This window comes from Olsenella uli DSM 7084 (genome assembly GCF_000143845.1).
Taxonomy (GTDB): Bacteria; Actinomycetota; Coriobacteriia; order Coriobacteriales; family Atopobiaceae; genus Olsenella; species Olsenella uli.
In genome coordinates this window covers 805,390-824,779 of the sequence record NC_014363.1, presented here as the reverse complement: position 1 = coordinate 824,779, position 19,390 = coordinate 805,390, and the positions used below count along the sequence as shown (strand labels likewise).

Below are 19,390 nucleotides of genomic sequence, written 5' to 3'. Positions count from 1 at the left end.
CCCGGCTGGTTTAACCCGTTCATGATAGACCACTTGCCTACCAGTCGTTGGCGGCGGGCAGGTCCCCCCAAGCCGAGACGAACTCGCCGTAGCGCCCCTCCATGATGGCCTGTCGGGCGCGGCGCATGAGGTCGAGCAGGTAGTGCAGGTTGTGCAGGGACAGCAGGATGGAGCCCACCATCTCCCTCTGCCTCACGAGGTGATGCAGGTAGGCTCGGGTGTAGCCGCCAGTGCAGACGGGACAGGCGCAGTCGGGGTCGAGGGGGTCGTGGCTGTGCGTGTGCGCGGCATGGCGCAGATTCACCCGACCCTGGCCCGTGAAGGCGCAGCCCATGCGGGCCGTGCGCGTGGGGAGCACGCAGTCGAACATGTCGATGCCGCAGGACACGCCGCGCACCAGCGTGGTGGGATTGCCCACGCCCATGAGGTAGCGTGGCTTGTCTCTGGGCATGTAGTCACTGACCAGTGGCTCGAGGGTCTCGAACATGGTCTCGTGATCCTCGCCCACCGAGTAGCCGCCGATGCCGTAGCCCGGAAAGTCGCCACACTCCTCAAGGTGCGCGAGCGACCTCAACCGGAGGTCCAGGTGCATGCCTCCCTGGACGATGCCGAAGAGCGCCTGGTCGTCCCTCCCATGCGCCTTCCAGCAGCGCTCAGCCCACATGCTCGAGAGCTCCACCGCGCGCTCCACGAAGGCACGCGTCGCGGGGTAGCCGGGACATTGGTCAAGTTGCATGGCTATGTCCGCACCGAGCTTCTGGGCGATCTCCATGTTCCTCTCGGGCGTCCACGTGACGTAGGAGCCGTCGTAGTCGACCGTGCGGAACGTCACCCCGTCATCCGTGAGCTTGGTGAAGTCGCCATGGCTGAAGACCTGGAAGCCGCCCGAGTCCGTCAGGATGGGACCCTTCCACTGCATGAACTCGTGCAAGCCGCCCATCTCCTCGACGAGATCGGCACCGGGCCTCATGGCGAGGTGATAGGTGTTGGCGAGGAGGATCTTGGTGCCAATTTCCTCAAGCTGTCCAGGCAGGAGCCCCTTCACCGTCGCCTTGGTGCCAACGGGCATGAAGATGGGCGTGGGGACGTCGCCGTGCGGGGTGTGCAGCACGCCGGCGCGCGCGTGGGTCAGGGGGTCCTCGGCCACGATGTCATAGGTGAACCAGCTCTCGCGCGGGTTCGTGTGGGTGTCGTTCACGGTGCTGCCTTCCAGCCTGGTGGTGTTCGATGCGACGCGCCCGGAAACGGCCACGCCACGCAAACGGGCCCGACACCTTGGGTGCCGGGCCCTGGAGTCACGCCGAGGCGAGGCCTGCGCGCAGCGGGCTACTCGGAGAAGAGGTTCTCGTCGTTGTCCTTGATGGCGAGGAGCGCGCCCGGGGCGTCCTGCTCGTCGGGACCCTCGCAGGTGATCTCGACCTTGGAGCCGGTGCCGAGGCCTGCTGCGAGGATCATCATGATCGACTTGGCGTTGACGGGAGCGGTGCCCTTGTCGACGTCCGAGATCTTGACGTCGCTCTGGAAGCCCTTGGCAACCTGGACGAACTGAGAGGCCGGACGGGCATGAAGACCAGTTGCGCTGACGATAGTCACTTGCTTGGAAACCATAACGCACTCCTTTGCGTCCCTTTGTGAGAAGCCGACGGCTCCCCCCTACTGCACCAAGAACTCCGTCCATAGTAACAAACTACGGCGATTATGCATGATTCCATCGGACATTTCTTCTCCCCGGGGCCTCTCGCACATGACGGCACGGAGGAGTCGGCGCGGGCGGGGCCTTCCGGCAACGAAGATGTTGTACCGTCATGAGGTCAGGCGAGAGCGGGAGGAGCACCCATGGCAGACGAGCCCACGGCACAGGACGGCGAAGGCGACGCCGGGCGGGGTCAGCAAGCGACGATCGGAGCGCTCAGGGCCGGCATCGGCGCCATTGCCGCGGTGCGCGGTGCCGCCCGCCAGCATGCAGAAGCGCGCGCCCAGCTGAAATCGGCCCAGGACGCGCTCGACGAGAGCAGGGGCGTCCTCGCGCATCGTCTCGACATAGAGCGCAACTTCGAGCAGATAGTGTCCGACCAGGGTGCCGAGCTTGGGGCCGCGACGTCCGAGCGTCAGGCCACGCAGGGCGCCATCGACCAGGCGGAGGAAAAGCGAGGCGCGCTCGAGGGGCAGCTCGCCGCCATGAAGGAGAAGCACGAGGGGCAGCTGCGGCCATACCGTGACCTCATGGAGACGACCAAGGGCCGCTCCGATGACGCAGCAAAGTCGCTCTCGGAGCTCAAGCGTGCCATCAAGGGCGCAGATCAGCAGGTCAGCGATGCCGCAAAGCGGCGCGAACAGCGCATTGCGGCGGCGAATCGCTCGGTGGACAACGCCCAGGAGCGTCTGCGCAAGGTACAGTCGGACCTCCACGCGCTGCAGACGAACCCCTCCGCGGCCCCTGGTGCCATCTCGAAGATGCAGAGCGAGGCGGTCGCGGAACAGGCCCATCTGGATGCGGCCCGCGAGGAGGTCACGCGTGTGACGGCGGAGTGCCAGCTCCTCGTCGACAACGCCCAGACCCACCTCTGGACCCAGAGACAGTCTCTCGAGACCGTGGAGCGCCAGGCCGATGACGCCAAGCACGAGGCCGATGGCAGGCGCGAGGAGTACGAACGGCTCTACAACGAGGCCATGGGCAGGGAGAAGGACCTCTCCGACGAGATCGCACGATGCAGGCAGGAGGCCGAGGAGGCGGCAAAGGGGCGCGAGGCCGCCGAGGGGCGCATGTCTGCGGCGCAGCGGCTCCTGGACGAGGCGCGTGACATCCACACGACCCCAGAGCTTACCCGTCAGCTCCAGGAGAAGGTCGACGCCCAGATGAGGGACCTCGAGCAGCGGCAGGCGACCGTCGAGGAGCTTGCCCACGAGGAACGCGAGCTACGCCTGAGCACCCGTCGCCAGCGCTACACCCTCATGGTGGCGGCGACAGTTGCCGTCATCGTCATCGTGATCGTGGCCATCACGCTCTTCCTTCGCTGGTAGGACGTCCCTCCCATCCCCCGGCCCTCCGCCTTCTACTCTATGAGCATGGCGTCACCGAAGCTGAGGAAGCGGTAGCCCTCGTTCATAGCGGCCTGATAGGCTCCCATGATCTGCTCGCGCGTCGCAAAGGCGGAGACGAGCATCATGAGGGTCGAGCGTGGCACGTGGAAGTTGGTGATCATGGCATCGACCACGTGGAAGGTGGAGCCGGGCATGAGGTAGAGGTCGGTCGTGGCGTCCACGCGCTCGACGATGTCCCCTCTGCCGAGAAGGCGGGCGGAGTCCCGGGCGCCCTCGAAGCGCCGTGCGCAGACGGGGGTGCCCCAGGCGGGAACGTCCGGGTCGAAGGCGCTCTCCAGAGAGCGCACGGACGTGGTGCCGACGGCGATGACGCGATGTCCCGCCGCCTTGGTCGCATGGACGGCGTCGACGACGCCTCTTCCCACGTGATAGCGCTCGGTGTGCATGGCATGCTGCGTGGGGTCGTCCTCCTCGACCAGGCGGAAGGTGTCGATGCCGACCTCGAGCTCGACGGTCCTGAAGTCGATGTCCCGCCCGCGGATGCGCTTGATGAGCTCGGGCGTGAAGTGGAGGCCGGCCGTGGGGGCCGCGGCTGAGTGCTCCTCTCGCATGGAATAGACGGTCTGGTACCTCTCGGGATCACCCTCGTAGTCGGTTATGTAGGGGGGCAGGGGCACGTGACCGGCCCTGTGGATGGCCTCGTCCAGCGAAAGGCCGCCCACGGGCTCGAAGCGCACCAGGCGTCCGCCACGGCTCTCGTCCACGTAGTCGATGACCTCGCCGGTCAGGACGACGGGCCAGTCCATCGGCGCATGGATGCCACCCTCGCGGTACTCCACCACGGCGCCCTGCTTGAGGCGTTTGCCGGGCTTGACGAGGCACTCCCACACATGGCCTAGCGCGTCGACGTCCTCGCGACGCGCGAGCAGCAGCGTCTCAGACACGCCGCCGGTGCCGCGCTTGTGGCCCATGAGGCGCGCGGGCAGTACGCGGGTCCTGTTGGCGACCAGGAGGTCCCCCGGCTCGAGGTAGTCGACGAGGTCCGTGAATCTGCGGTGCTCGACGGAGCCGTCCTTCCGGTCGAGGACCAGCAGGCGGCAGGCGTCGCGGGGCTCGCAGGGCACCTGGGCGATGAGTGAGTCGGGCAGCGGGTAGTCGAAGTCATCGGTACGCATCATGCTTCCTTTCCCGCATGGCGGGGGATCGTCTGTGGATGGGCTCGTCGGAGCTGCGCTATCCTGGCAGGTACCCAGAACGAGGAGGCGGTTCCTTGCCCGCGCGTCGGGCGGCCTTCGCGGCCTTGCGCCAGTCGCGGGCCTCATGGCGCTCGAGTGCGGCCTCGGCGGCCGAGAAGCGGCAGCCACAGTAGTTCTGGCGATACATCCCCAGCTCGCGCGAGTCGCTCACGGACTCGGCGTAGTAGGGCCTGAAGTCACGCCAGACAGGTGTGAGGCCGTTGCGCGCGGCGAGGGAGGCCAACACGTCGCAGCAGTCATCGAAGAGCTGGTAGGGGGAGACGGCGAGCGTGGTGGAGATGTGCGAGAAGCCCCTCTCGCGCGCGACGCGGCAGCTCTCGGCCAGGCGCAGGGCATAGCAGAGCCGGCAGCGACGGGCACGGTCGAGGCCTGCGGGGGCGACCGTGCGCTCCCACAGCTCGCGCTGGTCGTCTGCCACTATGAGGTCGACGTGTGCGACGCGAGACGCCCAGTCCCTCAGGACGGCGAGGCGCCGGTCATGCTCCGCGAGGGGCTGGATGTTGGGATTCGTCCAGCAGATCGTGGGCTCGAAGCCCTCGCGCCGCAGGTACTTGACGGGCTCGAGCGAGCACGGACCGCAGCAGGCATGCAGCAGGAGCGGCGTGGCCGCGCTCTTCTCGGACATCCGTCCCCTCCCGTCATGACGCGAGACCCTAGTTCGCTGGCGCGCACCATTCTAGCAACGCCGAGGGGCCTGCACCGAAACGACGCGCATGCATGGCCCGCGCCGCGACGCCTGACGCGTTGTGGGATAATCGCGGGCGTTCACTTCCCCCAGAGCACCCCCGGAGCAACCGAAGGAACCAGTGAGTCACATGGCAGACACCAGCACCCCCACTGCGGGGCGTCCCAGCTTCCCCCGGCGTGCCGTCATCACCGGCGGCATGCCCTATGGCAACAAGAACCTCCACTTCGGCCACATCGGGGGCGTCTTCGTCCCCGCCGACTTCTTCGCGCGCTTCCTGCGCGACCGCCTGGGGGCCGACAACGTCGTCTTTGTCTCGGGGACCGACTGCTATGGCTCACCCATCATGGAGGGCTACCGCAAGAAGGTCGAGGATGACGGCTACACGGGCAGCATCGTCGACTATGTGGGCGCCAACCACGACGCGCAGAGGGCCGCACTCGATGCCTATGGAATCAGCCTCGACCTCTTCGCGGGATCGGGCACTAAGGACGCGGCACCCTACCACGAGCGCCTGACCTCGGAGGTCATAGCGCGCCTGTACGAGCGGGGTCACCTCCACAGGATGTCGACGAGACAGTTCTTCGACGTCGAGGCCAACCAGTTCCTGAACGGCCGACAGGTCATCGGGCGCTGCCCGGTGCGCGGGTGCAAGTCCGAGAGGGCCTACGCCGACGAGTGCGACCTGGGACACCAGTTCGAGCCCGAGGAGCTCATCTCCCCCGTGTCACAGCTCACGGGCACCACGCCCGAGCTGCGTCCGGTCGACAACTGGTACTTCGACCTTCCTGCGTTCAAGGGACGGCTCGAGGGCCTCGTGGACGCATGGGACACAGACGAGCAGGTGCGCCCCGTCGTCACCAAGACCGTCCGCGAGTCCCTCGCCGCACCGGTTATGTACATACAGGACAAGTTCCGCGACGAGTTCGACGCCATCGCGGACAGGCTCCCCGCACACGCGCTGCGCGAGCCCGAGAGGGGGCAGCAGTCCTTCTCGGTGGAGTTTGCCGACTGGGAGCAGCGCGACCAGGCCCGCAGCGTCCTGGAGGAAGCGCACGTCCGCTTCCGCACGGGCAAGACGCTCCTGCCATTCCGCATCACCGGCAACATCGACTGGGGCGTCCCGGCACCCGTGCTGGAAGACGTCCGCGACCTCACCGTCTGGTGCTGGCCGGAGTCCCTGTGGGCACCCATCTCCTTCACGCAGGCGCTGCTCGACGCAGACGCACGCTCCGGTGGCATGCGCTACTCGAGCGACGACTGGCGCGACTGGTGGTGCGCGGACGACGCCAAGGTCTACCAGTTCATCGGTCAGGACAACATCTACTTCTACTGCGTCGCACAGCCCGCGCTGTGGGACGCGCTCGACTGGGGGCTCTCTCAGGACGTCCCCGTCGCCAACTACCACATCCTGTTCATGAACAGGAAGGCGTCGAGCTCAGGCGCCATCAAGCCGCCCATGGCCACCGAACTCCTGGACCACTACAGTGCCGAGCAGCTGCGATGCCACTGGCTGAGCCTGGGCCTCGACCAGAGGGCGGTGTCCTTCTCGCCCAAGCCCTATGACACGAGCGTCAGCCACAGGGACAGGAAGACCGGCAGGGACGTCCTGGTGAGGGACGACCCACGCGTGGTCGACCCAGCCCTCAAGGAGTCGGCGTTCCTCACGAACATCTTCAACCGCCTGGCCCGCAGCTGCCTCTACGGCACGCAGAGCGCGTGCGCGGGCCACCTGCCGACACTTGCCGCGCACGACGACGTCATGGCTGCCTGCAGGGAGGTGACCCTCCGCTTCGAGCGCCTCGCCCACGGCTTCGACGCGCACAACGCCCTGGCAGCAGTGGACGCGTTCGCACGGGCGGCCAACAAGCGCTGGGGCGAGGCCTCGAAGGCGGCCCAGGGTGACGACGTCGCCTACGAGCAGGCGCTCGCCGACGCCTTCCAGGCGCTTCGCACGGTGACGCTGCTGATGCACCCAGCGACGCCGTCGGGCTGCGAGAAGGTCTGCGAGCATCTGGGCTTCGACAGCGACCTCTTCTTCGACTGGGAGCACGCCTTCGACTCGATCGCACAGCTCTGCCAGGCACAGGGCACCACGCCCGCAACGCACCAGACGGTGGGGCTCCCACCGCGCTTCGACTTCTTCGAGAGGCACCCCAGCCAGATTCGGCAGAAGTAGCCCATGGACGCACCCAGGCCACCGCAGCCCCATTTCCCCAGCCCCTACCGTCGTCCCCAGACGGCGCCGTGCTGGGCGGGGCATGTCACGACGGACGACGGGGCCCGGATCGCCGCCTTCGTGTACGGACGGGCAGGTGGGCGGGATGACGTGGTCTTCCTCCACGGCAACGGGGAGGAGCACGGGATCTTCGGTCCTATGGTCGACGCCGTCGTGGCACGGGGGCACAGGGCCGTGGGGATAGACTCCAGGGCGCAGGGCCGATCGACGCGCGGGGATGCCGAGAGGCTCAGCTACGAGCTCATGGCACGAGATGCCCTCGACGTGATGGATCGGCTGGACATGGCCTGCGCACACATCCTGGGGTTCTCCGACGGCGGCATCGAGGCGCTGGTGCTGGCACGCGACCATCCCGAACGGGTCCGCTCGCTCACCGTCCTGGGCGCGAACCTCACGCCCGAGGGCATCATCGAGGACGAGGACTGGGACGTCGCGGGAACCGTGGCGACCTGCAGGGCCTGGGCTGACTGGCTCGAGGGCCAGGCGGGCGGGGACGTCGACGCGACGCTTGTCACGCCCAGCGCCGCCGAGGCACGCCAGACTGCGGAGCTGCTGGACCTCATGCTCCGGGAGCCCCACATCGACGCCGAGGGCCTAGGGTGCATCTCCTGTCCCACGACGGTGATGGCGGGCGAGTTCGACTGCGTCAGGCCACAGGAGACGCATACGATCGCACGGTCCATCCCCGGCGCGCGACTCCGCATAGTTGCCGGTGCGGGTCACACGCTTCCCAAGGAGGTCCCGGACGAGGTGTGCGATGAGCTCCTGCGCACGCTGGGGCGAGCCGAGTTGCCGATAGGATGACGTCAGGGTCAGACCCAGACCCCTCCGCCACTCCCACCTGCCCCGATGCACCCACTCGTGGCATGCGGACTCGTGGCATGCGGGCCGCGGGGAGGGCATCTTTGTGTGCAGATTCCGTTAGGTACCTTTCAATTTTGTCAAGTACCTTGCGTTCCTCTCCCCAAGCACCTACCGTCTCATAGACCGAGTTTCACGATCCTACACACGGAAGGAGGGGCCTTGAGGGACGAGGGGCTGGAAAAGCGCATGGAGCGGGCCAGTCGTGCGACGGAGGCCCGGGTCCTGCGCGACCTTGGCTTCTTCGGGCACTTCCTCCACGTCCATGCGGGGGGACGAGGCGGCAAGCAGTACATACTGTCCCGGCTGCTGAGAAGCGGCGGGGCCATGACGCAGCGGGAGCTCCAGGAGCACGCCCACGTCACGGCCGCGGCGCTCTCGGAAGTGCTCGCAAAGCTCGAGACGGAGGGACTGGTCCTGCGGACACGCTCCGCTCGGGACAGGAGGCAGCTCGACATCGCCCTCACGGAGGGGGGGACGCGTCGGGCCGAGCAGATCGTGCGGCAGAAGCTCGCCTTCCAGGAGGCATCCCTCTCGCCACTGACGGTCGACGAGAGGGAACAGCTCGCCGACATGCTCGACAAGGTTGCCGACCACTGGCGCACGTACGGTGATGGGACGAAGGAAGGCACATGCAAGAACTGACGTATCGGCAGATTCTCTCGACGCTCGGCGGAAGCGTTCGCGAACACAGGAGGGACTCGCTCCTGACCCCCCTGCTCGTGACAGGCGAGGTCGTCATCGAGTGCATCCTGCCCTTCATCACCGCGCAGCTGATCGACCGGATGCAGATGGGTGCCGGCATGGACGTGGTCGTCCACTACAGCCTCGTGCTGCTCGCGCTCGCCCTCCTGTCGCTTGCGTGCGGGGCGCTCGCAGGCGTCACCTGCTCCGTTGCGGCAACCGGGTTCGCCAAGAACCTGCGCCATGACATGTTCGCGACGATCCAGCGCTTCTCGTTCAGCAACATCGACCGCTTCTCGACGAGCTCGCTCGTGACGCGCCTGACGACCGACACCAACAACGTCCAGCAGTCCTACATGATGATCATCCGCACCGCCCTGCGTGCGCCCATGATGATCGTCTTCGCAATCGTGATGGCCTTCGTCACAGGCGGCCCCATGGCGGTCATCTACGTGATCGTCTCCGTGGTGCTGGGCGCCATCCTCTTTGGCGTCGCCATCAAGGTCATGCCGATGTTCCGTCGCATCTTCAGGAAGTACGACAAGCTCAACGACTCCGTCGAGGAGAACGTTAGCGGCATCCGCGTGGTCAAGTCGTTCGTGCGGGAGGACCACGAGAAGGAGAAGTTCAACGCCGCCTCCGGCGCCCTCTACCACGACTTCGTCCATGTGGAGCGCATCCTCGCCTTCAACATGCCCCTCATGTCTCTGGCCATCGACGTGATCTATGCCTTCGTCATCTTCTTCGGCTCGCGCGCCATCGTGCAGAGCCAGGGCGCCGCGATGAACGTCGGCCAGATCTCGGCCCTCATCACCTACGGTTTCTCCATGCTCATCTCGCTCATGATGTTCTCCATGATCTTCGTCATGGTCACCATGTCAGAGGAGAGCGCGCGCCGCATCTGCGAGGTGCTCCTCGAGGTCCCCGACCTCACGGACCCCGACAATCCCCTCTACACCGTCGTCGACGGCTCCGTCGACTTCGACCACGTCAGCTTCGAGTACTCGGAAGACGCCGAGCGCATGGCCCTCGACGACATAGACCTCCACGTCAAGAGCGGCGAGGTCGTCGGCATCATCGGTGGCACGGGCTCCTCTAAGTCGACGCTCGTCCAGCTCATCTGCCGCCTGTACGACACTTCCAGGGGATCGGTCAAAGTCGGTGGGCACGATGTCCGCGAGTACGACCTCGACACCCTGCGTAACGAGGTGGCCGTCGTGCTGCAGAGAAACGTCCTCTTCTCGGGAACCATCAAGGAGAACCTGCGCTGGGGCAAGGCGGACGCCACCGACGAGGAGCTCGTCGAGGCCTGCAGGCTCGCCCAGGCCGACGAGTTCATCCAGCAACTCCCCCAGCAGTACGACACCTACATCGAGCAGGGCGGCACCAACGTCTCGGGTGGCCAGAAGCAGCGCCTCTGCATTGCGCGCGCCCTCCTGAAGCGTCCCAAGATCCTGATCCTGGACGACTCCACCTCGGCCGTCGACACCAAGACCGACAAGCTCATCCGACAAGGATTCCGTAGCTTCATCCCCGAGACCACCAAGTTCATCATCGCCCAGCGCACCAGCTCGGTCGAGGATGCGGACCGTATCGTCGTCCTGGACGACGGAAAGGTGAGCGCCATCGGCACGCACGACGAGCTCCTGCGCACGAGCTCCATCTACCGCGAGACCTACACGTCCCAGAACAAGCAGTCCCACGACGTGAAGATGGGCGAGATCGAAGACGAGGGTGCGGAAAGACTGAAAGGAGGCGAGGCGTAATGGCAGACGACCCCAAGAGGACGACGGGCGAGGCGGGCGCCACCGCAAAGCGAGGCGCAACCGAGGCGCAGGCCCCCCGGGGCGGCAAGGGCCGCGGACCGTCCAATCCGATGGCGACGCTTCGCAAGGTCATGGGAATGGTCTTCTCGTTTTACCCCGCGCAGACCATCGTCATCGTCATCTGTATCGTCGCCGCGGCAATCCTGACCTCGCTGCCTTCGATCTACATGCAGCAGGCCCTCGTCGTCGTAGGAAAGTACTGGCAGGCAGGCGACTGGGCAAGCGCGCTCGTCGAGCTTACGCCCCTCATGACCCAGCTCGTGATCATCTACGCGGTAGCGATCACGTGCAACGTCGTCCAAACGCAGCTCTCCGCCGTCGTCACCCAGGGCACCCTGATGAAGACCAGGAACGCCATGTTCGACCACATGGAGGACCTGCCCATCAGCTACTTCGACACCAACAAGCACGGCGACATCATGTCGCACTACACCAACGACGTCGACACGCTGAGGCAGCTCATCAGCCAGGCCCTCCCCAACCTGCTGACCATGTTCCTGCAGATGGCCTCCGTCCTGTTCATCATGCTGTGGTACTCGGTCCCCCTGTCACTCGTCGTGCTCGCCATGGTCGCCTTCATGGGCTGGCTGGTGCGCCTCATGGGAGGGCGTTCCGCGCACTTCTTCCTTGCACAGCAGGTCAGCATCGCCAAGGCCGAGGGCTTTGCCGAGGAGTCCATGAACGGTCAGAAGGTCGTCAAGGTCTTCACACACGAGCCTCAGATGGAGCGCGACTTCGACAAGGTCAACGAGGAGCTCTTCCAGGCCTCGAAGGCCGCGAACATCTATGGCAACACGCTCGGACCGATCCTCTTCAACATCGGCAACCTCGCCTACGTCCTGGTGGCGCTGGCGGGCAGTGTCTTCATGTCCCTCTCGGTTCCCAACCTCTCAATCAGCGGGCTGGCGCTCACCATCGACATCGTGGTCCCCTACCTCAACCTGACCAAGCGCTTCGCGGGGTCCATCGGGCAGGTGTCCCAGCAGATCAACTTCGTGGTCATGGGCCTCGCGGGAGCGGAGCGCATCTTTGGCCTCATGGGCGAGGAACCGGAGTCCGACGAGGGTTACGTCACCCTGGTGAACGCACGGCGCGACGCGCAGGGCGAGCTGGTCGAGACGGGCGAGCGCACCGACCTGTGGGCCTGGAAGCACCCGCACCACGACGGCAGCGTCACCTACACCCCGCTCAAGGGTGACGTACGCCTGACCGACGTCGACTTTGGCTACACGCCCGACCACACCGTCCTGCATGGCGTCTCGCTCTTCGCGAAGCCCGGCCAGAAGGTCGCCTTCGTGGGGGCGACGGGAGCCGGCAAGACCACGATCACCAACCTCATCAACCGCTTCTACGACATAGCCGACGGAAAGATCCGCTACGACGGCATCAACATCAACAAGATCAGGAAGGCCGACCTGCGGCGCTCGCTGGGCATCGTCCTGCAGGACGTCAACCTCTTCACCGGCACCGTCATGGACAACATCCGCTACGGGCGTCTCACTGCCTCGGACGGCGAGTGCATCGCCGCCGCCAAGCTCGCCGGTGCGGACTCCTTCATCGAACGCCTGCCCGAGGGGTACGACACCATGCTCACGGACAATGCGGCCTCCCTCTCCCAGGGCCAGCGCCAGCTGCTCTCCATCGCCCGCGCTGCCGTGGCCAACCCCCCCGCGATGATCCTCGACGAAGCAACGTCCTCGATCGACACGCGCACCGAGGCCATCGTCCAGCGTGGCATGGACGCCCTCATGCAGGGCCGTACGACCTTCGTGATCGCCCACCGCCTCTCCACGGTCCGCAACTCCGACGTGATCATCGTCCTGGACCACGGCCGCATCATCGAGCGTGGCACCCACGACGAGCTCATCACCCAGAGGGGCACCTACTACCAGCTCTACACCGGCGCGTTCGAGCTGGAGTAGGCAGCCGGGCAAAGGCGCGATGTGGTGCCGTCCGCCGGTTGCGGCGTCACCGTCAAGCATTCCCCTCGGCGGTCGTTCCCTCGGCAGCCGTTAAATGTCTGACCCCTGGCCGTTAGATGTCTCTGACCTCCAGAAGTGAGTACTTTTTAGGGTCTCCGAAGGCCTGCAACGTTCGACAAGCATGCATCTCTCGGCAACGCCGCAGGTACAACGCTTGCCAAAATCATCAGAAGTGAGCACTGGTACACACTTCTGGCTAAATGGTGCACACTTCTGGCCAACTCTGGCGAACTGGCGCACACTTCCGGTCAGCCACCGCTCACTCCCGGGCAATCGACAGGGGCACGAGCGTATCTCGAGGTGCGCCCGAGGCGCTTCCGCTTCGATGGGCACGGGGCCCTCCCCTGCCCGCACCCGTCGACCGCTATAATCGGGAGCGACCGCACGGCGCATGCGATGATCTCCCGCCCACGTCCCGCATCGTCGGTGCAAACGGCCTCACGGCACACGACAAGTTAGGGGCTGCGTAGCTAGGGACCACGCAGCTTTCCACAGTTCGGCACAGAGGAGAAGATATGAGCGCATCGATGAGCCGCAAGGCCTTCCTTGGATTGACGGCAACCTTCGGCGTGAACGGAATGCTGGGGCTTTCCGGGTGCAGGCTTGCCCCCGGCTCCGACCCGACGGCATCTGACGGATCATCCTCCGACTCGTCCGACAGCTCCTCCGATGGCTCCTCCGCCGGCACGCCCTCCTCCAGCGAGCCCGAGCTGCTCACGAGGCCCCTCGAGAACGGCTTCGGCTCAGGCATGCACCATGCGACGATCGAGGTGGCGGACTTCGGCACCATCGAACTCGAACTCAACGCCAACAACACGCCTATCACGGTCAGCAACTTCGCCGACCTCGTTCAGAGCGGCTTCTACGATGGCCTCACCTTCCATCGCATCATCGGTGGCTTCATGGTCCAAGGCGGCGATCCAAACGGGGACGGCACCGGCGGCTCCGCCAGAAGGATCAAGGGCGAGTTCTCCGAGAATGGCATTGTCAACGCCATCCAGCATAAGCGCGGGGTCATCTCCATGGCGCGCTCGAACGACGCGAACTCTGCCAGCTCCCAGTTCTTCATCATGCACGCGGACTCGAGCTCGCTTGACGGCAAGTACGCCGCCTTCGGCAGGGTCACCAGCGGTCTCGAGGTCATCGATGCCATATGCGAGAAGATCGTGCCCACCGACTCGAACGGCACCGTCCCCAAGGACCAGCAGCCGCGCATCACGTCCATGGCAATGGTCGACTAGTCCCCGCTCGGCGCCAACCTCGGACGCCACACGACCGCCCTCGCGTGCCGCTCGATGCCGGCCGCCATCGGTTCGCCCGCATGGTCCGTTTCGTGTAGTTTGCCCACGGCACCCGACAAGGCCTTATGATAGAGGGGTCTGTAGCGCCGTCACGGAAGACCTTCGTTGACGCAACCTCAGGAGGACCATGATCACACCGACGCGCCCCGCCCTGCGATTCGGCCGCGACGCCGTAGCCATCATCACGGCGGCCACCCTCTGCTGGGCCACCCCGCTCCCCGCGCTTGCGGACGAGAGCCTGGAGAGCCTCCAGAACGCAGCCATCACCGCTGCCGACGCCTATCAGCAGGCACAGGATCAGGCGACCCAGCTCCAGCAGCAGATCGACGACAACCAGCAGCGCATCGACGAGCTCGAGGCGGCGCTCCCGGAGCAGAAGGCGAAGGCGTCCACCGCCATCCGCGCCTCGTACAAGATGTCGCAGGACCAGGCAAACCTCCTCACGCTGCTCCTCTCGTCAGAGGACTTCAACCAGTTCGTCGCCTCTCTCATGTACCTCGACACGGTGACGCAGTCCAACATGGATGCCATCCAGGGACTCGCTAAGACCGAGGCCGAGCTCCAGGCGACCAGGGCCGACCTCACGTCGCAGAAGGCCGCCATCGATGCCAAGGTCGCAGAGGCCCAGAGCGCCTATGAGTCTGCGGAGTCCGCGCGAAAGACCGCAGAGCGCAAGGCCATGGAGAACGCCGCGGCCGCCCAGGCCGCCTATGAGGCCCAGCAGGCGGCAGGCCAGCAGGACAGCACCGCGACCGAGGTTGCCGCAGCCACCAGCGGCACCAACGGCGGCGTAAGCGGTGGCAGCAACGACTCCTCCAACAATGCCAACGACAGTGCCAGCGACTCCAGTTCGGCAGACGGCTCGGGCTCGAACGCCAGCTCGGACCCCAATCCGAGCCCCAGTGCACCGAGTGGCTCGTACACCTACGTCGGCGCATCGACTTACGGCGAGGGCGACGGCCTCATGTACAGCGCCACCGCCTCGGGCGACGTCGTCACACCGACCTCGATGGGCGTCGCCATGAAGACCATGCCCCTCGGAACGGTCATCGAGATCACCTATAACGGACGCACCACCACCGCCGTCGTGAACGACCGTGGCCCCTACATCGCAGGACGCGAGATCGACCTGCAGCCGGCCGTCGCGCATGCCCTGGGCTTCGACGGCGTGGGCACCGTGGGCTATCGTGTCATAGGGTAGCCGGGGACCTCTCGGGTCACCAGACCCAAGGCAATCCCAAGGCCAGATCGGCTCGAGTCCCAACCACCCGAGCCGATTTCCTATCGCCTTCGGCGTGACTCGCCCATGACCTGGCGCACGACCTGAAGGCCCATGATGAGGGCGATGAGGTAGCCCACGAAGCCTATGACGGGAATGCCGAAGATGACCGGCTGGATGCGGGCGTAGTAGACCACCGACGAGCCGATGAAGAGGCCCGCGATGATGATGCCCATGGTCAGGCGGTCGGCCGCATGGGCCAGGTCGCTGACGGGGTCCTTGGTGCCGGGGAGGTCCAGGTTCACGCGAAGCTGGCCGCGCGTGAGCATGCCCATCGCGAGGTTCGCCTGCGCGGCGGCGCCGAGGAGGCCATGGGTCGCGCGGACCGACTCCCGAACAAGGCGCTTCCCCTCGCTGCGGGCGAACTCGCCCGGCTCCGTATGGCTCCTCACGTGACGCGAGATGATCTCCACGATGGAGGTGCCCGGAAGGAGTCCGTCCACCACCCCCTCGAGGGTGACCAGCGCGCGCCCCAACATCATGACGGTGCCCGGCAGCTCGATGCCGTTCTTGCGCGCCATGGAGACGAGCGCGTTCACGAACGCCCCGATGTCGAGGTCGGCGAGGCCGGCGGTGCCAAACTCGTCGATGATCGAGTCAAGGTCCGCAAGCAGCTGAGGGTGGTCGACGTCGGCCACGTCGCCCACCGAGAAGCGAAGGAGCCCGTCCTTGAGACGCGCTGCGTCCTTCTCGGCCACAGCAAAGACCATGTCCGAGAGGGCCGAGCGGTCATGGGCCGACAGGCGACCCATGATGCCCAGGTCGAGGTAGACGATCTTGCCTCCCCGCACCACGAGGTTGCCGGGATGTGGGTCCGCATGGAAGAGGCCGTCGTCGAGCATCTGCTGGGCATAGTTGTCGACGAGCTTGGTGCCGATCTCCTCGAGGTCGTAGCCACAGGACAACAAGGCGGCGGCATCACTCACGGAGAGTCCCTCGACGTAGTCCATCACGACGACGTGCTCGGTGCAGAGCCTGGGATAGGGGCGCGGGCAGTCCACGAAACGGCAGTCCGCGTTGTTGCGGCGGAACTCCTCGAGGCTGCGGGCCTCCACCAAGAAGTCCGTCTCCTCCTTGAAGGACTGCCAGAGCTCGTCTACGACCGACTGCAGGTCCAGGAACTGCTCGTCGCCCATGAAGCGCTCGGCCCGACGCGCCAGCGAACGCACGATGGAGATGTCTTGGGCCATGATCTCACGCACGTGCGGGCGCTGGACCTTCACGGCCACGAGTTCGCCGGTTGCGAGCCGCGCCTTGTGGACCTGAGCGACCGAGGCCGAACCCAGAGGCACGTCGTCGATGGCGTCGAAGATCTCCTCTATCGGCATGTCATACTCGGCGCGCAGCGTCTCGAGCACCAGGTCGCGGTCCATCGGCTCCACGTCCGTGCGAAGCCTGGCCAGCTCGTCGCAGAAGCTCTGGGGGAGTATCTCCGAGCGCATGGAGAGGATCTGGCCGGCCTTCACGAAGGTCGGGCCCAGCTCCTCCAAGAGCTTGCGGAAGGTGTAGGGCGTGAGACCGTGGAAGACGTCGTAGTGGCTTGCGATCGCGACCATCTCGCGCAGGCGCGCGAGCTTGCTGCGCCGCGAGATGTCAAGACCCGCGATGGCATCGGAGCGTGCGCCGAACAGGCCGATCGTGTCGGCCTCGCCCCTGGGTCGCTCCCCAAGCATGTCATCGTAGAGGCCGCGCAGGACCTCACCTTCGTCGAGGTCCCCGCTCGGCTGGCTCCCGCCGCCCTTGCCGGCCATGCATCCCCGCCCGGGCGCTACTCGGTCGTGGTGTCAGCGGAAGGGGACGGCTCGTCTGTCGCGGGCCCCTCCTCGACCTCCACCTTGGTGACCTGGGCCTCGAGGTCGTCACTCACCTGCTGGGCATGCCTGATCCAGGCCGCACGCTCCTCGGGCGTCATGCCCCTGAGCTTGGCGCGAAGGAGCGAGTCCGAGGTGTCGTTGGCAACGCCCTCGAACCGGTGCCTGAGCTCCTCGTTGACGATCTTGCCCTGCTCGACCGTGAGCTCGCCCTTCTTGACCAGCTCGCCCACGATCTCCTGGGACTTCTCGGCACCCATCGCGACCGCGCCGACGCCCGCCAGGAACATCTTGTAGACACCCTCGCCCAGATCGCCAAAACCGGCCATGGCAGACCCCTTTCGTGATACGCGCCGCAGCGCTACGTCCGTTGGCTCCCTGTTGCCCCTTCTACCCCACACCGGAAGCGGCTATCACGTCTGGCCCGATCGGTGACGGAAGTTCCCGTCAGCCGAGAAGGACGCGCCCCAGCTCCTCGACGGATTCGGCCACGCTGCAGGCGCCCGCCCGCTCGAGCTCGCCCGCCGGCGCCGTCCTGCCGTAGGTGACGCCCACGCAGGGCAGCCCGCACGCGAGCGCGGCATCCACGTCGTAGAAGCGGTCCCCCACCATCACGACGTCGTCGGGTGCGACGCCCAGCTCGCCGATGAGCTCGCGCAGGGTGTCGGCCTTGTCGTGTCCCAGCTCGCGGCGCTTGCCCCGCACCCGGTCGAAGAGGTCGTGGATGCCCTCCTGCCTCAGTGCCACACGCAGGGTCTCCTCGCGCTTGGAACTCGCCACGGCGACCGTCCTGCCTGCCCGGGACAGTTCCCTGACCAGCTCGGGAATGCCAGGGAAGTTGGGCCAGTTCACCAGTCCGCGACCGTTGTAGCGCTCGCGGAAGCGATCCGTCACGAGCTGTGCGTCCGCAAGGGAGAGGCCGAAGACCTCCGAGAAGGCCTCGGGGAAGGGCGGACCCACCAGCTTGGGACAATCCGCCAGACACTCCTCGTCCAGACCGAAGTCGCGCAGGACCCCCGACGCCACCTCGACGATGCCGCCCATCGTATCGGCGAGCGTGCCATCGAAGTCGAACACCACCACCGTACGCTCGGCCGCAACGGCCCGTGAGAGCGCGTCCCCCTCGCCCATGCCGTCCATGCGTCTGTCCTCCCTAACCGCGAGGGCCCAAAAGCCGGCCCCGTAGCCTGCCTGAAACATCCAGGCGCTATGTTGGTTCCAACAGACCAGGATGGGAGGCATGATGGCCCGAGTCCACAACTTCTCCGCCGGCCCCGCGACCCTGCCGGAGTGCGTGCTGCGCGAGTGTGCCGCCGAGATGCTCGACTACCGCGGCTGCGGGATGTCGGTCATGGAGATGAGCCACCGCTCCGGTGCCTTCCAGTCCATCATGGACGATGCCGAGGCCACGCTCAGGCGCCTGCTGGACATACCGGAGAACTACCGCGTGCTCTTTCTGCAGGGTGGGGCGACGCTGCAGTTTGCGGGCGTGCCCCTCAACCTCATGCGCACGAGGCGCGCCGGCTACGTCGTGAGCGGCAACTGGTCGAAGAGGGCCTGGCAGGAGGCGCGCAGGTACGGTGACGCCATCGTCATCGCCTCGAGCGAGGACAGCTCCTTCGACCGCGTGCCCGCCTTCCCCGACTCCGTGGACCAGACCCTCGACTACGTCTATGTCTGCCAGAACGAGACGGTCTTCGGCAACATGATGAGGGACTTCCCCCAGACGGACGACGTGCCCCTGGTCGCGGACGTGTCCAGCTGCTTCTTGTCCCAGCCGCTCGACGTGGGCGCCTTCGGGCTCGTCTATGCCGGCGTGCAGAAGAACGCGGGACCCGCCGGCACCGCTGTGGTCATCGTGCGCGACGACCTCATCGCCCAGGGACCGGCGCTCGCCGACATCTGCCCCACCTACCTGGACCTCCGCGTCGAGGCGGACAAGGGCTCCCTGCTCAACACCCCCAACTGCTGGGCCATCTACGTGTGCGGCAAGGTCTTCCACTGGATCGAGGACCAGGGGGGCCTGAAGGCCATGGAGCGGAGCAACTGGGACAAGGTGCGGCTCCTCTACGACTACCTGGACCAGAGCGGCCTCTTCTGTGGGACGGTACGCGCAGGGGACCGCTCGATCGCCAACGTCACCTTCCGCACCTCCTCTCCCGAACTCGACGACTCCTTTGTGGAGGCTGCGGCCGAGAGGGGCATCGTCAACGTCAGGGGGCACCGTCTGGTGGGCGGCATGCGCGCGAGCTGCTACAACGCGGTCTCGCCAGCCTCCGTGCAAGAGCTCGTCACATGCATGGCGGACTTCGAGGCCACCCATGCGGGCGCGGCGCCTGAAAACGCGACGAGGGCCGGTGCAACGCCGACTCAGGTGACGTCGGGAAGCCCGACGGACCCCAAGGGCGTCCGATCTGGCTAGCC

The 19,390-nt window shown here is 66.1% G+C and carries 16 protein-coding genes; 9 read left to right on the top strand and 7 right to left on the bottom strand.

The genetic code is table 11. The annotated features are described in order from the left end of the window. Nucleotides 1–37: 37 nt before the first annotated feature. Complete coding sequence (gene tgt, locus OLSU_RS03620; RefSeq protein ID WP_013251598.1) at nucleotides 38–1,198, bottom strand: tRNA guanosine(34) transglycosylase Tgt; 1,161 nt, start codon at nucleotides 1,196–1,198, stop codon at nucleotides 38–40. A 128-nt stretch (nucleotides 1,199–1,326) separates the two neighbouring features. After that, nucleotides 1,327–1,608 carry an HPr family phosphocarrier protein gene (locus tag OLSU_RS03615; RefSeq protein ID WP_013251597.1) on the bottom strand — a complete coding sequence of 94 codons (282 nt, stop codon included), beginning with the start codon at nucleotides 1,606–1,608 and terminating at the stop codon, nucleotides 1,327–1,329. A gap of 228 nt (nucleotides 1,609–1,836) precedes the next feature. On the opposite strand from OLSU_RS03615, the gene OLSU_RS03610 reads away from it, so the two are divergent. After that, nucleotides 1,837–3,021 (top strand): coiled-coil domain-containing protein, encoded by a 1,185-nt coding sequence (locus OLSU_RS03610; protein ID WP_013251596.1) that lies wholly within the window; start codon nucleotides 1,837–1,839, stop codon nucleotides 3,019–3,021. 32 nt (nucleotides 3,022–3,053) lie between these two features. Here OLSU_RS03610 and queA read toward each other — a convergent pair whose 3' ends face one another. Further along, complete coding sequence (queA, locus tag OLSU_RS03605) at nucleotides 3,054–4,217, bottom strand: tRNA preQ1(34) S-adenosylmethionine ribosyltransferase-isomerase QueA (protein WP_013251595.1); 1,164 nt, start codon at nucleotides 4,215–4,217, stop codon at nucleotides 3,054–3,056. 58 nt (nucleotides 4,218–4,275) lie between these two features. Beyond that, a complete protein-coding gene (locus OLSU_RS03600) occupies nucleotides 4,276–4,923 on the bottom strand; it encodes an epoxyqueuosine reductase QueH (protein WP_013251594.1) in 648 nt (215 codons plus the stop codon). Nucleotides 4,924–5,113: 190 nt separating this feature from the next. Between OLSU_RS03600 and OLSU_RS03595 the strand changes: the two genes are divergently transcribed. The 7 genes from OLSU_RS03595 to OLSU_RS03565 all read left to right on the top strand — a co-directional run bounded on the left by OLSU_RS03595 (nucleotide 5,114) and on the right by OLSU_RS03565 (nucleotide 15,077). Continuing rightward, nucleotides 5,114–7,162: a class I tRNA ligase family protein gene (locus OLSU_RS03595; RefSeq protein WP_013251593.1), complete on the top strand. Its 2,049-nt coding sequence runs from the start codon at nucleotides 5,114–5,116 to the stop codon at nucleotides 7,160–7,162. Nucleotides 7,163–7,165: 3 nt separating this feature from the next. Beyond that, nucleotides 7,166–8,026 (top strand): alpha/beta fold hydrolase, encoded by an 861-nt coding sequence (locus OLSU_RS03590; protein WP_013251592.1) that lies wholly within the window; start codon nucleotides 7,166–7,168, stop codon nucleotides 8,024–8,026. 219 nt (nucleotides 8,027–8,245) lie between these two features. Continuing rightward, on the top strand, nucleotides 8,246–8,728 hold the full coding sequence (locus OLSU_RS03585; protein ID WP_013251591.1) for a MarR family winged helix-turn-helix transcriptional regulator: 483 nt from the start codon (nucleotides 8,246–8,248) through the stop codon (nucleotides 8,726–8,728). Beyond that, nucleotides 8,716–10,533 (top strand): ABC transporter ATP-binding protein, encoded by a 1,818-nt coding sequence (locus OLSU_RS03580; RefSeq protein ID WP_013251590.1) that lies wholly within the window; start codon nucleotides 8,716–8,718, stop codon nucleotides 10,531–10,533. Before OLSU_RS03585 ends, OLSU_RS03580 begins: the two co-directional genes overlap by 13 nt. Further along, nucleotides 10,533–12,515 (top strand): ABC transporter ATP-binding protein, encoded by a 1,983-nt coding sequence (locus OLSU_RS03575; protein ID WP_013251589.1) that lies wholly within the window; start codon nucleotides 10,533–10,535, stop codon nucleotides 12,513–12,515. Before OLSU_RS03580 ends, OLSU_RS03575 begins: the two co-directional genes overlap by 1 nt. Nucleotides 12,516–13,090: 575 nt before the next feature. After that, nucleotides 13,091–13,816, top strand: a complete 726-nt coding sequence (locus OLSU_RS03570; RefSeq protein ID WP_013251588.1) for a peptidylprolyl isomerase — start codon at nucleotides 13,091–13,093, stop codon at nucleotides 13,814–13,816. Nucleotides 13,817–14,003: 187 nt separating this feature from the next. Continuing rightward, nucleotides 14,004–15,077 carry an RlpA-like double-psi beta-barrel domain-containing protein gene (locus tag OLSU_RS03565; protein WP_013251587.1) on the top strand — a complete coding sequence of 358 codons (1,074 nt, stop codon included), beginning with the start codon at nucleotides 14,004–14,006 and terminating at the stop codon, nucleotides 15,075–15,077. 80 nt (nucleotides 15,078–15,157) lie between these two features. On the opposite strand, the gene OLSU_RS03560 is transcribed toward OLSU_RS03565, so the two are convergent. The 3 genes from OLSU_RS03560 to OLSU_RS03550 form a co-directional block, all read right to left on the bottom strand. After that, complete coding sequence (locus OLSU_RS03560; RefSeq protein ID WP_013251586.1) at nucleotides 15,158–16,906, bottom strand: ABC1 kinase family protein; 1,749 nt, start codon at nucleotides 16,904–16,906, stop codon at nucleotides 15,158–15,160. A 17-nt stretch (nucleotides 16,907–16,923) separates the two neighbouring features. Beyond that, on the bottom strand, nucleotides 16,924–17,295 hold the full coding sequence (locus OLSU_RS03555) for a hypothetical protein (RefSeq protein ID WP_013251585.1): 372 nt from the start codon (nucleotides 17,293–17,295) through the stop codon (nucleotides 16,924–16,926). Nucleotides 17,296–17,413: 118 nt separating this feature from the next. After that, a complete protein-coding gene (locus OLSU_RS03550) occupies nucleotides 17,414–18,106 on the bottom strand; it encodes an HAD family hydrolase (RefSeq protein ID WP_013251584.1) in 693 nt (230 codons plus the stop codon). A 103-nt stretch (nucleotides 18,107–18,209) separates the two neighbouring features. Between OLSU_RS03550 and serC the strand changes: the two genes are divergently transcribed. Next, complete coding sequence (gene serC / locus OLSU_RS03545; protein WP_013251583.1) at nucleotides 18,210–19,388, top strand: 3-phosphoserine/phosphohydroxythreonine transaminase; 1,179 nt, start codon at nucleotides 18,210–18,212, stop codon at nucleotides 19,386–19,388. The last annotated feature ends 2 nt before the right edge of the window (nucleotides 19,389–19,390 follow it).

What these genes read in the sequence shown, in the direction of transcription:
- OLSU_RS03575 (WP_013251589.1), top strand. Translation starts at nt 10,533, where the DNA reads ATGGCAGACGACCCCAAGAGGACGACGGGCGAGGCGGGCGCCACCGCA.
- OLSU_RS03580 (WP_013251590.1), top strand. Translation starts at nt 8,716, where the DNA reads ATGCAAGAACTGACGTATCGGCAGATTCTCTCGACGCTCGGCGGAAGC.
- OLSU_RS03615 (WP_013251597.1), bottom strand. Translation starts at nt 1,608, where the DNA reads ATGGTTTCCAAGCAAGTGACTATCGTCAGCGCAACTGGTCTTCATGCC.
- OLSU_RS03610 (WP_013251596.1), top strand. Translation starts at nt 1,837, where the DNA reads ATGGCAGACGAGCCCACGGCACAGGACGGCGAAGGCGACGCCGGGCGG.
- OLSU_RS03595 (WP_013251593.1), top strand. Translation starts at nt 5,114, where the DNA reads ATGGCAGACACCAGCACCCCCACTGCGGGGCGTCCCAGCTTCCCCCGG.
- queA (WP_013251595.1), bottom strand. Translation starts at nt 4,217, where the DNA reads ATGCGTACCGATGACTTCGACTACCCGCTGCCCGACTCACTCATCGCC.
- OLSU_RS03600 (WP_013251594.1), bottom strand. Translation starts at nt 4,923, where the DNA reads ATGTCCGAGAAGAGCGCGGCCACGCCGCTCCTGCTGCATGCCTGCTGC.
- OLSU_RS03550 (WP_013251584.1), bottom strand. Translation starts at nt 18,106, where the DNA reads ATGGACGGCATGGGCGAGGGGGACGCGCTCTCACGGGCCGTTGCGGCC.
- serC (WP_013251583.1), top strand. Translation starts at nt 18,210, where the DNA reads ATGGCCCGAGTCCACAACTTCTCCGCCGGCCCCGCGACCCTGCCGGAG.
- OLSU_RS03560 (WP_013251586.1), bottom strand. Translation starts at nt 16,906, where the DNA reads ATGGCCGGCAAGGGCGGCGGGAGCCAGCCGAGCGGGGACCTCGACGAA.
- OLSU_RS03565 (WP_013251587.1), top strand. Translation starts at nt 14,004, where the DNA reads ATGATCACACCGACGCGCCCCGCCCTGCGATTCGGCCGCGACGCCGTA.
- OLSU_RS03555 (WP_013251585.1), bottom strand. Translation starts at nt 17,295, where the DNA reads ATGGCCGGTTTTGGCGATCTGGGCGAGGGTGTCTACAAGATGTTCCTG.
- OLSU_RS03590 (WP_013251592.1), top strand. Translation starts at nt 7,166, where the DNA reads ATGGACGCACCCAGGCCACCGCAGCCCCATTTCCCCAGCCCCTACCGT.
- OLSU_RS03570 (WP_013251588.1), top strand. Translation starts at nt 13,091, where the DNA reads ATGAGCGCATCGATGAGCCGCAAGGCCTTCCTTGGATTGACGGCAACC.